The sequence below is a fragment of the Nitrobacter winogradskyi Nb-255 genome, from assembly GCF_000012725.1.
Classification (GTDB): Bacteria; Pseudomonadota; Alphaproteobacteria; order Rhizobiales; family Xanthobacteraceae; genus Nitrobacter; species Nitrobacter winogradskyi.
The window spans coordinates 1,445,722-1,460,198 of record NC_007406.1; the positions used below are offsets into that span (position 1 = coordinate 1,445,722).

The window sequence follows — 14,477 nt, forward strand, 5'->3', positions numbered from 1 at the left end:
CGCGACAGGGTATTGTCGCGGACAGTTCGGCGCAGGATATCGATGCGATCCTCAGCGGTGAAGGCTCTGATCGGCGATGATGGCGCGTTCATCGCCCGCTCTTTCATGCGCGTGATGTGAGGCGTTCAATTCGCGGCGAGGAACCCTGACAACGTGTGGCCGTTCTTGTGCGGACCAATTGCGTTGCAGGGAGATCGTGGATGAGAATACGATATATTGCCCTGGCGATGGCGGCGACCGTGGCGGTTGCCGGTCTTGCCAAGGCCGACCAGCCGGGGACCGATTGGATGCCTGCGGATCAGGTCATCGAGAAGTTGACCGCGCAGGGATACACCAACTTCAGCAAGGTCGAGGCGGACGACGGCCATTTGGAATTGGAGGCCGATCTCAAGGGTGTCCGTTACGATCTTCAGGTTGACCCGAAAAGCGGCGAGGTCACCAAGAGCAAGCCTGACAACGATTAGAGCATGATCCCGAAAAGTGGAAACCGGTTTTCGGATAAGATCATGCTCAATCAAAAAAAACAGGACGTGAGTCTGATTCAACGCCGTTGAACCAGACTCTTAGAGCATTTTCCGGCGAAGTGGATACCGGTTCGCCGCAAGAAAATGCGACCAGACAACCATTTCTAGAGCATGGTCCGATTCAACTTGATCGGATCATGCTCTAGAGCGGGATGGGTTTATTTTGAATCGATTGAGATTCCCAAATCAGAATTCATCTGATTCAACATGCTGACTGGGAAGGAGGCCAGCATGGATGGGACGAGCCTATTCGAACGACCTTCGTGAGCGGGTAGTGCGTGCTGTCGTTAAAGGCGGCCTGTCGCGGCATCAGGCTGCGGCCCAGTTTGGGGTGGGCATCAGCACGGCGATCAACTGGGTACAACGCTTCCACGAGACCGGCAGCGTCGCGCCAAGCCAGATCGGCGGCTATAGGCCAAAGAAGATTGCGGGGCCGCACCGCGAATGGCTGCTGCAACGGTGCCGAAAGGACTTTACCGTGCGCGGGCTGGTGGCCGAACTTGCCGAGCGTGGCCTTAAGGTCGATTACCGCACGATGTGGGAGTTCGTTCACGCTGTGAAGCTCAGTTACAAAAAAAGACGCTGATTGCTGCAGAGCAGGATCGTCCCGATGTCGCCCGTCGGCGAGCGCAATGGACCAAGTATCGAGATCGGATTGATCCCACTCGGCTGGTGTTCATCGATGAGACCTGGACCAAAACCAATATGGCGCCGCTGCGGGGCTGGGCGCCGCGCGGTCAACGCATCAGAGCCAAGGTGCCGCATGGCCGCTGGCAGACCATGACCTTTATGGCCGCTCTGCGCCACGATCGCATCACCGCGCCGTGGTTCATCGAGGGGCCGATCAACGGCGAAGCCTTCCTTCTCTACATCGAGAAGGTTCTGGTCCCGACCCTGCGGCACGGCGACATCGTCATTATGGACAACCTCGGCTCGCACAAGGCCAGCGCCGTGCGTCGCGTCATCCGTGCCGCCGGTGCCCGGCTCTTCTACCTGCCGAAATACTCGCCTGATCTGAACCCGATCGAGCAGTTCTTTGCCAAGTTCAAACACTGGCTACGCAAAGCCGCGCAGCGGACCACCGAGGCCGTCTACAATGCTATCGCTCCGATCCTCGAAACCGTTGCACCGGCTGAATGCGCCAACTACTTCGTCAATGCAGGATACAACCAAATCTAAACTCATCATGCTCTAGCAGATTAGAATCGGGCGTCTTCTTCACGCGAATCGTATCCCATCCTCTGGTCAGCCTCAGGGCATGCTTGCCCCGGGAACGCTACAGTGCAGACGCTCCACGTCGCAAAAAAGCCCCGGTCGCTCCGGGGCTTTTTCTTGAACCTGGATGATACTCGGATCAGCGCGAATAGAATTCGACGATCAGATGGGGCTCCATCTGCACCGCGAAAGGAACGTCCGCAAGCTGCGGAATGCGAATGAATTTCGCGCTTTGCTTGTTGTGGTCGGCGTCGATGAAATCGGGCACATCGCGTTCGGCGAGCTGGTTGGCTTCCAGCACGAGCGCGAGCTGTTTCGATGCGTCCTTCACTTCGACGGTATCGCCGACCTTTAGCTTGTAGCTCGGAATGTTGACGCGGCGACCGTTCACCTTGACATGGCCGTGGTTGATGAACTGGCGAGCGGCGAAGATGGTCGGCACGAACTTCGCGCGATAAACCACGGTGTCGAGACGGCGCTCCAGCAGGCCGATCAGGTTCTCACCCGAATCGCCCTTCATGCGGGTCGCTTCGACGTAAATCGCGTAGAACTGCCGTTCGGAAATGTTGCCGTAATAGCCCTTGAGCTTCTGCTTGGCGCGAAGCTGGGTGCCGAAATCGGAGAGCTTGCCCTTGCGGCGCTGGCCGTGCTGGCCGGGACCGTATTCGCGCTTGTTGACGGGGCTCTTAGGGCGGCCCCAGATGTTCTGCCCCATGCGGCGATCGATTTTGTACTTCGCCTCGTTGCGCTTAGTCATCGCGTCCTCTTGTCAAAGTTTAAGCCTGTGGATCGAGGAGACGCGCCCTCCTGTGCGGAAGATCTGGACATGGCGAAAACCGGAAGGCCGCTTTTCGGGATCATGACAAATCTGCCGCCGACAGGTCCGGCCCATAAGCTTCACAGGCGGGACCACGGGTCGCGAAACGCAACGCGGGCCGAAACCGGCCCGCGTGCAGGCGTTTTCTTAAGGATAAACCATGGTCCTGTCAAACCAAAGCACGGGGAGCCCGGCTGCGGACATCGCGCGTCCCGCGGCCGTATATCCTGAGCCGGCGATGCGCTGGTTCATGCCGGCACGCGTCCGCCGAAGAACGGCGCCAGCGCGTCCGCCAGCGTGCGCGAGCGGCCGGAGGTGAAAATCATCTCGGGGGGACGATCATGATCGCCGGCGGTATTCGGCGCGAGCGGCCCCAGCAGCCCCAGCAGATCGACAACACGGCGGGCGATCGCTGGCGCGGGATCGATCCATGACACCGGCCATGGCGCGAGCCTGAGCAGCCGGTCGAGCAGCAGCGGGTAGTGGGTGCAGGCGAGCACGACGGCATCGGTGCGCAGGCCGCCGCCCTCGCCAGCCGGAACGAAACATGGCGTGATCTCGCTCAGGATGTCGGCGTCGCTGACCAGCTTGCCGCTCAGGGCGTCCTCCGCCAGGGAGGCCAGCCGCGCGGCGCCCACAAGCGTCACGGTGCAGGCTTGCGCGTGATTCCGGATCAGCGCCTGAGTGTATTCGCGCTGCACGGTCGCCCGGGTGCCGAGCACCGACACGCGCTTGGTTTTCGATGCGGCGCAAGCCGGCTTGATCGCTGGAACCGTGCCCACGAACGGCGCCGGATAGGCGGCGCGCAACGGTCCCAGCACCGAGACGGACATCGTGTTGCAGGCGATCACCACGATGTCGGGGGCGTGGGCCCCGATCAATTCTCCGACCAGAGGCACCACGCGCGCGATGATGTCTTCCTCGCTGAGGCGACCATAGGGAAAGAAGGCGTCGTCGGCGACGTAGATATATCGCGCGGCGGGAAGGGCGTTGACGATCTCCCGCAGCACGGTGAGGCCGCCGAGGCCGGAATCGAGGACCAGAATGGTGGGGCTGTATGACACGCGGCAATATTAGGGATGGTCGGTTACCGCGGAGTTTTTACGGATCGGGCTGATTTGTCCACCCGGCGAAACGTGCCGCGCGGAAAGTCTGCCGTCGGAGTATCCCCGAATTGCTCCTTTTTGAGAGTATTCTCGTTATTTCAATCGGATGTAGTCAAATTCCGGCAAACGGGTTCGGCCTGGCTGAATAACCCTTCGATTGAAGCGCTTGCGCAGGCATATCAATATTTTGGATCAGTTTCTTCATTCATAAACAGAGAAGAACCTCTAGCGCAATCCTTCGTAGACCATGAAGCCGCGCGCGATCGCCAGCTTCTTGAGGGCGCGCGGGACGAAGCGTTGCGGCGGATGATTCAGATAGCGCCACGAGGTGAGGGTGAAGTCGGCTACCGGCTGCCGGCTATGCTGCATCGGCGCCAGCAGGCCGGTGAGGCTGATGGGTGTATGTGCGCGATGGTTGAAGGGTAACAGCAGCAGTTCGAAATGTGCGAGCGATCCGTTCCTCTCGGTAGCGGTCAGACCTGCGACCGAGACCAGCAGTTCTTCGGATACGATGCCGAGAATGTCGGTGATTTCATCGCGGCTTGCGGCGGCGAACAGGGCTGAAAAATTATCGCCTTTGAGATCGCGGTCAAGCAGGGCGCACACGCGGGTTCCGGCGACACGGAACGGATAGCCGCGCTCCGGATCGTAGGACAGCACGAATATGTCCCCGAGCAGCTGGCGAACCGCGTTCGGTTCGATCACGCGCCGGTCGGGGGCGCGCTCGCCATCCCGCTTCTCATCCCAATACGCGAAGAATGCCCGGTTCGATGGATGTTTCATGATGCAACCGTCCCGACCGGGGCTCGAACCGGACAAATCCGTCCTGCTTCAAGGCGACCCTCGGCCTCTTGCTGTTGTGCAGGAGTGGTGTTGCAGCGTCCATGCCGGGAGGGCGGCTTCCGCGTCATGCGATCCCTAATTGTGCCGTTAACGTTAAATTCACCATGTGAATTAACGCCTCGGTAACTTACGCGCTTCGCGAGATTCCTTGCTTGCCAGCGAAGGGGGGCGGGTAGGGGAGCCCGCGGCCCGGCTGCATCGGCTGTCGCCGTCATCGACAGCAAGAGCCGGATTGAGGTATTAGTCCGCTTGATCCGCGCGACCGCCGGTCGCAATCGTAGTGGCATGAGACCGGATAGAGCGCCGTTCGCGGACTATCCCGTACTCGATGATGGCAGAGGCAAACGCTGAATGAGACAGGCGGGAAGAGTCGCGCGGTTTTGGGTGGCCGCTTTTGGTGTTGTGGTCGGCCTTCAATCGGCCTGTATTCCGGCCGGGTCTGATGAATTCCGAGGTGGCGGCGCGGCCATCGAGAACAGCCAGTTCCGGCTGGCTCTCCTTATCAAGAACGAGGCTGGCCATGCTCGCGATGGCTCCACCATTCTGGTGAGCGAGGTCTCGGCCGAAAAGGCGGAGGTTTCGGAGGATACTCAAGCGAGCGAAACCTCAGCGGAAAAGGCGGAGGTCCCGGCTGACACTCAGGCGAACGAGGTCCCAGCGGCAAAGGAAGAGGTCCCCGCGGAAAGGGAACGAGACCACAGCGCTCGAAGTCTTGAGGAGATGCTGGCCTGGTTCCTGAAGGGAGCGGCCTTGCTGACCGCCATGGTGCTTTTCTACAAAGGGCTGAAATGGTGGGTGTTGCGCAATCGGCAGAGCGAGTAACATACTCGCTTTCTGTTCTCCTGTCGCAACTGTTTTGACATGGTTTGAAAGGTTGCGTTGTCGGGAATGTCGCGCGACCTGCGACCGGGAAGGGACCGTCTGGACCACCATTTGATGGGTTTCATCAGCCGGATCGAACCTCGTTTGCACAATCTCCTTATGCAGCTTATTCAGCCTATCGTCCCCTTGAGCCCGTCAGGTCGCCGCCCTTGGACTCCCCCCCAGATCCATCGTCAGAACGTCCGCCGGAACCTCCGCGTGAACCGATCCTGACCCTGCCGGGGCCGTTGACCGCCTATATCGGCCTTCTGGCGGCCATTCATGTTATGTGGTCGTCTGTTCCGCCTGATCTGGAATATTGGATCATCGAGGCGTTCGGCTTCATTCCGAAGCGGTACGATCCGAGTCTCCTGGCGACGGCGTTTCCAGGAGGAAGCGGCGCCAAGGTCTGGACCTTCGTGACCTATTCGCTGCTGCACGCCAATCTCAGTCACATCGGTTTCAATATTTTGTGGTTGCTGCCCTTCGGCAGCGCGCTGGCGCGCCGTTTCGGCGGCTTCAGGTTTTTTCTTTTCATGGCGGTAGCCGCCGTCGCCGGCGCGGCCGCGCATCTTGTAACCCACGAGCATAGTATCGCGCCGATGATCGGTGCGTCAGGATCGGTGTCCGGCGCGATGGCCGCGTCGATCCGGTTCGCCTTCGCGCAGGGAAGCTTTCTGTCCTTCGGGCGCGGCGATGCCGACGCCGCCGCGCAGGTGCCGGCGCTGTCGTTGACGCGCGCATTGCAAAACCCCCGCGTGCTCGCGTTCCTCGCGGTCTGGTTTGGTATCAACATCATCTTCGGCATGGGATCGATCGCGATCGGCTCCGAGCCCGGCAGCGTTGCGTGGCAAGCTCACATGGGCGGCTTTATGGCGGGCCTTCTATTGTTTTCGTTGTTTGATCCGGTGCCTCGTCCGGCGCGCGACCCCGACGACGCGTCTTCCGGGGCGGATCATTTTTAACGACGGCTTGCGATGCAGGCTGATTTCATTCATCATCCACTCGGTCAGGCGAGTTTGAATCCGTTCTCGTGATGGAAACGATGCCCCTGTCGGTGCGTTTCACTCTTTACGGGTTGGACGTTTAGACAAGATGGACGTTTAGCTTTCGCCTGAATGCTAAACGGCAAGGATCGCGCAAAGTGATCCCGCGCGATCCCCGCAAGGGAAGCGACGTCCCTCCAAGGGAGGCCGACCATGACAGTACGTGCCATTCTCAGCGCCAAGGGTCCTCAAGTCGCAAGCGTCGAACCCGACGTGAAGCTTTCGGCGGCGCTCAGGATTTTATCTGAGCGGCAGATCGGGTCCGTTATCGTCGTGAGCGGTGCGCGCATAGAGGGCATTCTGTCCGAGCGGGATGTTGTCCGCGCGCTTGATGAGCACGGCGCGGCGGCGCTCGACCAACCGGTCAGCGCCGCCATGACTCGCAAGGTTGTCAGTTGCCGCCTGTCGGATACGGTTGCTCACCTCATGGAAGTCATGACGGCGGAAAGGTTCAGGCATCTGCCGGTGGTGGAGGAGGGAAAGTTGGTAGGCCTGGTCTCGATCGGGGACGTCGTGAAACTGCGACTTCAGCACTACGAAGCCGAGCAGGAGGCGCTACGCGACTACATCAACATGGCCTGAACACGTTTCCTATTAGGGCCAATCGACATTCAGGATTCCCAAGATGCGTAATCGCTGATTCATAGGGTTCCGTGACTTGCACGGAGCGTGTGATGGCGGCGAAGCGGTACGAATTGAACGAGGCGCAATGGTCGAAAATTTCGTCGTTGCTGCCCGGCAAGACAGGCGATGCAGGTCGCACGGCAGCGGATAATCGTCTGTTCGTGAACGGCTGTTTGTGGGTTCTGCGCTCGGGTGCGCATTGGTGCGATCTGCCAGAGCGGTACGGCAAATGGAAAACGGTGCACCGGCGGTTCAGCCGTTGGTGTCATGCGGGCGTTTGGGAGCGCGTGTTCGCAGCCCTGACGGCGGATCGGGATAACCAGTATCTGATGATCGACAGTACCATCGTTCGTGCTCACCAGCAGGCCGCGAGCGGAAAAGGGGGGCCAGGGATCAGGCGCTGGGGCGCTCCCGAGGTGGACTGACCACCAAGATCCACATGTTGGCTGATGCGCTCGGGCGCCCGCTCCGGTTCGTTATCACGGCCGGATAGGCCGGCGACGTGACTCAGGCACCGGCCTTGCTTCGTGGCCAGACCGGCGAAGCCGTGCTCGCCGACAAAGCCTATAACAGCAACGCCCTGCGCATGCTCATCGCCGGGATGGGCGCAACAGCCGTCATCCCATCCAACCGAACCCGCAAGGTGATCATCCCGCACGACGCCACAGCCTACAGACAACGCAATCGTATCGAGCGCTGCTTCTGCCATCTCAAGCACTTCCGCCGCTTCGCAACGCGCTACGATAGACGATCAGCCCACTTCGCCGGGTTCATCCATCTCGCTGCCGCAATGATCTGGCTGCGGTGAATGTCGATTCGTCCTAAGGCTCGGTTCCATCTTCAGCATCGGCCGGGCGGATAGTGTCCGGCGCTGAGGCCGGGGCGAGCACTTCGATCGCTTCCACAATGGCTTCGATCGCTCGATCCGCAGCGCGTGTGCCGTGCTCGATCAGATCGTCGGCGCGGTGGAAGTCGAACCAGCCAATCTGTCCGACCCGTGGCGAGATCAAAAGGTCCGGCGGGTCGCCGGCGAGCCGCGCCCGCGTGATTCGATCCTGCATGATGTTGAACGCGTCGGTCATGACCGACACGACGCCCGGGCGATTGCCGCCGCCGAAGAATTCGCGCTTGACCGTTCGCTCGAGCGAAAAAAACCTGCTGAAGCCCAGTCTGCTCGGCGGTGGCTCGACGATCTCCTCCTGCACGCCGTTCTGCGTGCCGTGGGAAAATATCGTGGTGCTGCGACCGAACACGTCATTGGAGAGGTTGGCTGCAATCACGACCTCGGCGCCCAGCGCGCGGGCCGTGGAGACGGGCACCGGGTTGACGAGCGCGCCATCGACCAGCCAGCGATCGCCAACCAGCATCGGTGCAAAAATGCCGGGAAGGGCATAGGACGCGCGCATGGCATCGACCAGCCGCCCGTGCGTAAGCCAGATTTCATGGCCGGTGCGCACTTCCGTCGCGACGCTCGCGAACTTGAGCGGCAGTTCTTCGATCTGGATGTCACCGAGAGCGTTTTCGAGCCGGGCCGTGAGCTTGGCGCCGCCGATCAGTCCGGAGCCGTTCAACCGGATGTCCAGGTAACTGAAGAGACTCCGAGGCTGCAGGCTGCGAGCCCACTCCTCCATGGTATCGAGACGGCCCGCGGCATAGGCGCCCCCGACCACCGCTCCGATCGATGTGCCCACCACGACATCGGGCTGGATGCCGTGCGCGATCAGGGAACGGAGAATGCCGATATGAGCGAAGCCGCGCGCGGCTCCGCCGCCGAGGGCCAGTCCGATCACGGGCCGCCTGACGCTATCCAATCCTACTTTCCGGCCGTTCGACCCGTTCTGGTCGCGACCTTTCATATCCTCCGGCACGATAGAGATTCTCCGACTACCGATATCGGTTACCGCGCTTCCGGCGGACAGGGTGAGCGCAAGACAGGATGAAGTCAGGATGACTTGCCGGATGCTGCTTCGCCCGGGCGGAAATTATCACCGGACAGCGGTGTTTCAACCCGGCGAGCCGGTTTTTAAGCCTTCCACAGCAGGATGCAATTCTGAACGGGTTCAGAGGCTTGAATTTGCCGTGTTTTCCGGGAAGAACCGGCACCATGATCTTCGGGGGAAATCATCGATATCGTTCAGGTCGGCGCTCGTGGCCCCTGCTCGTGTCGGTTGTCACGCTCCTCGCGACGTATCCTCACATATCCTCGGCGCAATTGTTCAGCGAACGTCCGCCGCCGGTCCCGCCGGAATCCGTTCCGGAAGCGCCGCCGCCGGGAGCTGCGATCAGCCTCGCGCCGTCCGCCGATCCGGCGTCGATGCCAAATCTGCCTGCGCCATTGACTCAGGCGCCGGTCGCCGCCGTTCCGCTGACGTCCTCGCCCAGGGTCGCATCTCCCGCGCAGGCGGTGCTGTCACTGACCGCGCGCTACGGCAAGGATCTGCCGGCCATCAATAGCGGGCTGATCTGGCGCGTTTATTCCGACCGACCTGACGAGACCGGCGCCTTCAAGCTGGTGCGCGAGGATCATGAGGCGACGCCGAGCATCGCGCTCCCTCCGGGCGACTATGTCGTGCACGTTTCGCTGGGGCTGGTCAGCGCCGCGCGGCCCGTGACGCTCAGGTCCGACGCCGACCGGGAGTCGTTCGTGTTGCCGGCGGGGGGATTGAAGATCGAGGGACGAGTCGGCGCATCGATGATCCCGCCCAACCAGATTTCCTTCAGCATCTATAAAGGCAGCCAGTTCGAGGGCACCGAACGCGCGCCGCTCCTGCCCAATGTCGCCGGGGGCGACGTCATGCTTCTGCCGGAAGGGACCTACTACATCGTTTCCAACTATGGCGACGCAAACTCGGTCGTACGATCGGATATCCGGGTGCAAGCAGGGAAGCTGACCGACGTGACGATCTCCCATCGCGCCGCGGTCATTACCCTGAAGCTCGTCAGTGACAAGGGCGGGGAGGCGCTGGCCAATACGGCGTGGTCAGTCCTGACGCCCGGAGGGGACGTCATCAAGGAGTCGATCGGAGCCTTTCCCCGCGTCGTGTTGGCCGAGGGGGAATATCGCGTCATCGCCAAGAACGAAGGCAAGGTCTTCGAACGTGGCTTCGAGGTCTCCAACGGCGTTGACGGCGAAATCGAAGTTCTCGCGCGTTAGAGCATGATCCCGAAAAGTGGAAACCGGTTTTCGGACAAGATCATGCTCAAATAAAAAGCTAGGCGACGAGCCTAATTCAACGCAGTTGAAACAGGCTCTGGAGCATGATCCGGACCCGAAGGGCCGCGCCAGCGCAAGGCGGAAACCGGTTCGCGCGAAGAAGCGCGTCAAACAACAATCCAGGGTTTCACCTCTGATTGAAATCCGAAGCGACGCTTCAGAAATTGCTACTTCGCATTCACGCCGCGCCAGCGGCCGTAACGCCAGGGCCGGTACCACGTCGCGCCGGACGGTTTCGCCACGGGAACATTATCGATGCCGGACGTTCCCCACGGACGGCAGCGCAGGATCCGCGCCAGTGTCATCCAGCCGCCGCCCCAAAGCCCGAAACGCGCGATGGCTTCGTCACCGTAGGCTGAGCATGTCGGCAGGTGCCGGCAGTTGAACCCCACCAGCGGCGACAATGTGTGACGATAGATCCAGATCAACGCCCGCCCCGCATTTCGTGGCAGCCGCAACGCGGCATTCGTACAAGCCGGGCATAACCTGGAGCACCTCACTTCTGATGGAATCGTTTTCATGGAGTGCGGGCTTCTATCTTAAGGCACGCAATCGACGGGAGGTTCCCTCTCAGGAACCAGGCCAAGCTGCAATCGCGCCACAAGCCGTGGAAATATCGCACAGTTTTGCGGATCATGGCAAAGGTTGTCATGGACGCTGACACGTCTCGCGGCTAGTTTCATGATGTTCTGATGACAGATCACCACGTTGGAGCTGGACCGTGAGGGTCCGGCTGCACGGATTGGGCCCGGTGCTTTAGGGATATCGGTCGCGGGAAGGAACCGAATTGAGGTTCGCGCAATCATCTGGCTTCTGTGGACGGGCGCTTTTGTACGCGGCAGCTTTTGGTCTTGCCTTTTCAGGCCCATCGGCCGCATTGGAAAAAGTAGGTCCCGCAAAGGTAAACGTCGAAGCGCGCAAGCAGCCGATGCGATTCTCCTGGGTGGCTTGTGAGCCGCGCTGCGGGAGCTGGATCACCGCCGTCGGCCTCGTCACGAGCGAGACCCTTAAAACCTTTAACGACTTCGCCGCCGGGCGCGATCTTGCTGGGGCGACGGTCGTGCTGGACTCCGGTGGCGGTTCGGTCAACGACGCCATCGCGCTCGGGCGGCGCTGGCGGGAACTCGGCCTGCGCACCACGGTCGGAACCAGCGTCGTCGTCACGACGGCGGCAGGCGATCGCGCGGCCGTGCTGCCCGAAGCCTATTGCGAGTCCATGTGCGTGTTCGTGTTGCTGTCTGGAAAAACCCGCTACGTGCCTGAGCGTGCGCATGTTCGCGTTCATCAGATCTGGATGGGAGATCGCGCGGAGAACGCCAGGGCCGCTAGCTACACTGCCGAGGATTTGACGACCGTGGAGCGCGACATCGGCCGGCTCGCCAAGTACACCTTCGAGATGGGCGGGTCGGGTGACCTGTTGTATCTGGCGCTTAACATTCCTCCCTGGGAGGCGCTCTATGAATTGTCGCGATCTGAGTTACGTTCCACCAACTTGGTGACGACGGACCGTGTCGCGGATGTGTTGCCGGATGGGGAGGTCGCCGAGGCGCCCGTCGCCGATCTCGTCACCAAGCCGGTACAGGATCGCTTTCCTGGCGCCACGAATGCGCCCGCTGTTGTGACGATGACGGGACAGCCGACCAAGACGGCCGAAGCGGAGCCCTCCGGCGCTGCTGTGGTGACGACCGTCCCGGCCCGGCAATAGAGCCTTTCCGCTTCTGATGGAATCAGAAGCAGGCTCTATTATTGTTTGTCGCGTTTTCTTCACGCGAACCGGTATCCACTTCGCTCGAAAACGCTTTGGCGACGCTGGATTCAGCTTTGCGCGGTGGTCAGCGCGGCCGATTTGGCCTCGATCTGACCGATGGCGTCGACGACCGCGTCGAACGTAAGCAGGGTGGATGCGTGGCGCGCCTTATAGTCGCGCACCGGTTCGAGCAGCGCGATCTCGGCCCATTTTCCTTTGGGGGGCGAGCCGTTTTCCTTCAGCATCCGGCGGACGATTTCGCGCAACTCGCGAAGTTCGCTGGCGGTCGAGCCGACCACATGGCGCGCCATGATCGAGGAGGACGCCTGGCCGAGCGCGCAGGCCTTCACGTCGTGCGCGAAGTCCGTGACCACGGAGCCATCCATCTTGATGTCGATCTTGACGGTGGACCCGCACAGCTTCGAATGGGCGGTGGCGCTGGCGTCCGGCGCGGGCAGACGGCCCAGGCGCGGAATATTGCCGGCCAGTTCGATGATGCGGGTGTTGTAAACGTCGTTCAGCATAAGGTTTCGATATTGAATCGCTGAAAGAGGCGGAGCGCCGCTCTTGGCGACGGGAACCTCGAAGCCTATATATGTATCTATCGACCGGAAACGCAATCCGGCGATTTTCCGTCGCACCCGGATTGAACTTCAATTCGGACGTTGCAATGTTAAATATCAAGGGACTCAGGCGTCCGGTGGCGAGAAAGGCCGCCCCGTCTGCCCGGTGACACCTCCGGTCCAACGTCAGGCCGGTCGAACGGAGTGAAGATGGACGCTTTGATCAAGCCGCTGCGCAGCGGCAAGCCTTCTGACATCAACAAGGCTTCTGATATCAAATCCAGTAACGCCAAGCCTGCCGGCTTTTCTCCCGCTCAACTGGACCCGTCGGAGTTTATGGCGGCGGTTCAGCCGAACCGGCAGCGCCCGTCGAGGCATGAAGCTGAAGACGCGGTCAGAACGTTGCTGGCCTATATCGGCGAAAATCCCGACCGGGAGGGGCTGCTCGATACCCCGCGCCGGGTGATCGAATCGTATGACGAGATTTATCAAGGCTATCATCAGTGTCCGGCCGAAGTGTTGAATCGGACCTTCGGTGAAACCGCCGGCTATGATGATTTCGTGCTGGTGCGCGACATCCAGTTCACTTCGCAGTGCGAGCATCACATGATGCCGTTCTATGGCAAAGCGCATATCGCCTATACGCCGGTGGAGCGGGTGGTCGGGCTGTCCAAGCTGGCGCGTCTGACCGACATCTTCGCCCGGAGACTCCAGACCCAGGAGCACATGACCGCGCAGATCGCCGCGGCCGTGGACGAGGTGCTCAAGCCGCGCGGCGTCGCCGTGATGATCGAGGCCGAGCATACCTGCATGTCGGTGCGCGGCGTCGCCAAGCATGGCGCGATGACCGTCACCAGCCGGTTCACCGGCGTGTTCCGAGACGATCCGGCGGAGCAGGCGCGTTTCCTGTCCATGGTACGGGGGCAGCCGCGTTAGTCCCCATCCGCGTTTCGGAGCGAAGCCATTGCTATTCCGGGTTCGCGTGAAGAAAGCACGTCAAGCATAAAGAAAGATAGAGTCTTTCACCTTTTCCATGAAGGGGTGAAAGACTCCAGAGCATGATCCGATCAAGTTGAATCGAACCATGCTCTCGAAGTGGTTGTCTGGTCGCATTTTCTTGCGGCGACCGGTATCCACTTCGCCGGAAAATGCTGTAGGTCCTATTCCGTAGGGATTTCCTGTGTCTGGATCGAAATCTTCATCTGAGACCGAGGAAGGGCTGGCGTTCCAGCCCTCCTTTGACGCGTCCGGGCTCGTGACCTGCGTAGCCACGGATGCCAAAACCGGCGACGTGCTGATGGTAGCGCACATGAATGAAGAGGCGCTGCGGCGGACCGTCGAGACCGGCGACGCCTGGTATTACAGCCGATCGCGCAAGGCGTTATGGCGGAAGGGCGAGAGTTCGGGTCAGGTCCAGCGCGTGCTGGAGATGCGGACGGACTGCGATCAGGACGCTGTCTGGATCAAGGTCGAGCAGCAGGGCGCCGCCTGCCATACCGGGCGGCGCTCGTGCTTCTACCGGGCGGTGGCAAAAGGCGAGGGCGCGGGAATCCGTCTTGCCTTTGTGGATGCTGAAAGGCTCTTCGATCCGGCCGAGGTTTATCGCGCGAAAGCCTGACGGGTTTTCGGGCTTTGCTCGCGACCTGCGTTAAGGCGCCGTTAACCATAATCTTCCACCTTGCGCTTCTGGAGCGTTTCAAGCGAAGTGGACACCGGTTCGCGTAAAGAAAACGCGTCAAATCAAAAGGCTAGAGTCGTTCACCGATTCCATGAAGCGGTGAACGACTCTAGAGCATCGGACCCGAAAGTGGGAACCGGTTTCGGGATAAATCCGATGCTCAATCAATTAACTGGAGCGGCGGCGCTGATTCCATTTGACCAGCGGCCGCTCTAGCGAGCAGCAGCCGTCCGGAGACG

15 protein-coding genes and 1 pseudogene are annotated in these 14,477 nt (G+C 60.8%); 10 read left to right on the top strand and 6 right to left on the bottom strand.

All coding sequences use genetic code 11. The features are described from left to right. Positions 1-200: 200 nt before the first annotated feature. Both NWI_RS06810 and NWI_RS16850 read left to right on the top strand, forming a co-directional pair. A complete protein-coding gene (locus NWI_RS06810) occupies positions 201-464 on the top strand; it encodes a PepSY domain-containing protein (protein WP_011314594.1) in 264 nt (87 codons plus the stop codon). 295 nt (positions 465-759) lie between these two features. Continuing rightward, positions 760-1,703 (top strand): IS630 family transposase gene (locus NWI_RS16850; RefSeq protein WP_187147962.1). Its coding sequence is split into 2 segments (ribosomal slippage): positions 760-1,095 and positions 1,098-1,703, totalling 942 coding nucleotides; the frame shifts between segments, so codons are not numbered across the junction. A 175-nt stretch (positions 1,704-1,878) separates the two neighbouring features. On the opposite strand, the gene rpsD is transcribed toward NWI_RS16850, so the two are convergent. From rpsD to NWI_RS06835, 3 genes are all read right to left on the bottom strand, one after another. Then, entirely contained in the window at positions 1,879-2,496 is a 618-nt protein-coding gene (gene rpsD / locus NWI_RS06825; RefSeq protein WP_011314595.1) for a 30S ribosomal protein S4, read from the bottom strand. Positions 2,497-2,804: 308 nt separating this feature from the next. After that, positions 2,805-3,620 carry a glutamate racemase gene (gene murI / locus NWI_RS06830; RefSeq protein WP_011314596.1) on the bottom strand — a complete coding sequence of 272 codons (816 nt, stop codon included), beginning with the start codon at positions 3,618-3,620 and terminating at the stop codon, positions 2,805-2,807. 267 nt (positions 3,621-3,887) lie between these two features. Next, complete coding sequence (locus NWI_RS06835) at positions 3,888-4,445, bottom strand: PAS domain-containing protein (RefSeq protein ID WP_011314597.1); 558 nt, start codon at positions 4,443-4,445, stop codon at positions 3,888-3,890. A gap of 444 nt (positions 4,446-4,889) precedes the next feature. On the opposite strand from NWI_RS06835, the gene NWI_RS06840 reads away from it, so the two are divergent. The 4 genes and pseudogenes from NWI_RS06840 to NWI_RS16855 all read left to right on the top strand — a co-directional run bounded on the left by NWI_RS06840 (position 4,890) and on the right by NWI_RS16855 (position 7,844). Continuing rightward, positions 4,890-5,327 carry a hypothetical protein gene (locus tag NWI_RS06840; protein ID WP_187148022.1) on the top strand — a complete coding sequence of 146 codons (438 nt, stop codon included), beginning with the start codon at positions 4,890-4,892 and terminating at the stop codon, positions 5,325-5,327. Between the two features lie 209 nt (positions 5,328-5,536). After that, positions 5,537-6,331: a rhomboid family intramembrane serine protease gene (locus tag NWI_RS06845; RefSeq protein ID WP_011314599.1), complete on the top strand. Its 795-nt coding sequence runs from the start codon at positions 5,537-5,539 to the stop codon at positions 6,329-6,331. Between the two features lie 234 nt (positions 6,332-6,565). Further along, on the top strand, positions 6,566-6,994 hold the full coding sequence (locus NWI_RS06850) for a CBS domain-containing protein (RefSeq protein ID WP_011314600.1): 429 nt from the start codon (positions 6,566-6,568) through the stop codon (positions 6,992-6,994). 92 nt (positions 6,995-7,086) lie between these two features. Beyond that, a pseudogene (locus tag NWI_RS16855) lies at positions 7,087-7,844 on the top strand (IS5 family transposase). A 13-nt stretch (positions 7,845-7,857) separates the two neighbouring features. Here NWI_RS16855 and NWI_RS06865 read toward each other — a convergent pair. Next, positions 7,858-8,892, bottom strand: coding sequence for a patatin-like phospholipase family protein (locus tag NWI_RS06865; RefSeq protein WP_430691782.1), 1,035 nt, complete (start codon positions 8,890-8,892; stop codon positions 7,858-7,860). 248 nt (positions 8,893-9,140) lie between these two features. On the opposite strand from NWI_RS06865, the gene NWI_RS06870 reads away from it, so the two are divergent. Continuing rightward, positions 9,141-10,190, top strand: coding sequence for a hypothetical protein (locus tag NWI_RS06870; RefSeq protein WP_011314604.1), 1,050 nt, complete (start codon positions 9,141-9,143; stop codon positions 10,188-10,190). 227 nt (positions 10,191-10,417) lie between these two features. On the opposite strand, the gene yidD is transcribed toward NWI_RS06870, so the two are convergent. Further along, a complete protein-coding gene (gene yidD / locus NWI_RS06875; protein WP_011314605.1) occupies positions 10,418-10,771 on the bottom strand; it encodes a membrane protein insertion efficiency factor YidD in 354 nt (117 codons plus the stop codon). A gap of 266 nt (positions 10,772-11,037) precedes the next feature. Between yidD and NWI_RS06880 the strand changes: the two genes are divergently transcribed. Next, positions 11,038-11,955, top strand: coding sequence for a hypothetical protein (locus NWI_RS06880; protein WP_011314606.1), 918 nt, complete (start codon positions 11,038-11,040; stop codon positions 11,953-11,955). Positions 11,956-12,065: 110 nt separating this feature from the next. Here the strand turns inward: NWI_RS06880 and NWI_RS06885 are convergent, their stop codons facing one another. Further along, positions 12,066-12,521 (bottom strand): iron-sulfur cluster assembly scaffold protein, encoded by a 456-nt coding sequence (locus NWI_RS06885; RefSeq protein ID WP_011314607.1) that lies wholly within the window; start codon positions 12,519-12,521, stop codon positions 12,066-12,068. Between the two features lie 249 nt (positions 12,522-12,770). On the opposite strand from NWI_RS06885, the gene folE reads away from it, so the two are divergent. Next, on the top strand, positions 12,771-13,496 hold the full coding sequence (folE, locus tag NWI_RS06890) for a GTP cyclohydrolase I FolE (protein ID WP_011314608.1): 726 nt from the start codon (positions 12,771-12,773) through the stop codon (positions 13,494-13,496). Positions 13,497-13,740: 244 nt separating this feature from the next. Then, entirely contained in the window at positions 13,741-14,178 is a 438-nt protein-coding gene (gene hisI / locus NWI_RS06895; RefSeq protein ID WP_011314609.1) for a phosphoribosyl-AMP cyclohydrolase, read from the top strand. Positions 14,179-14,477 lie beyond the last annotated feature (299 nt).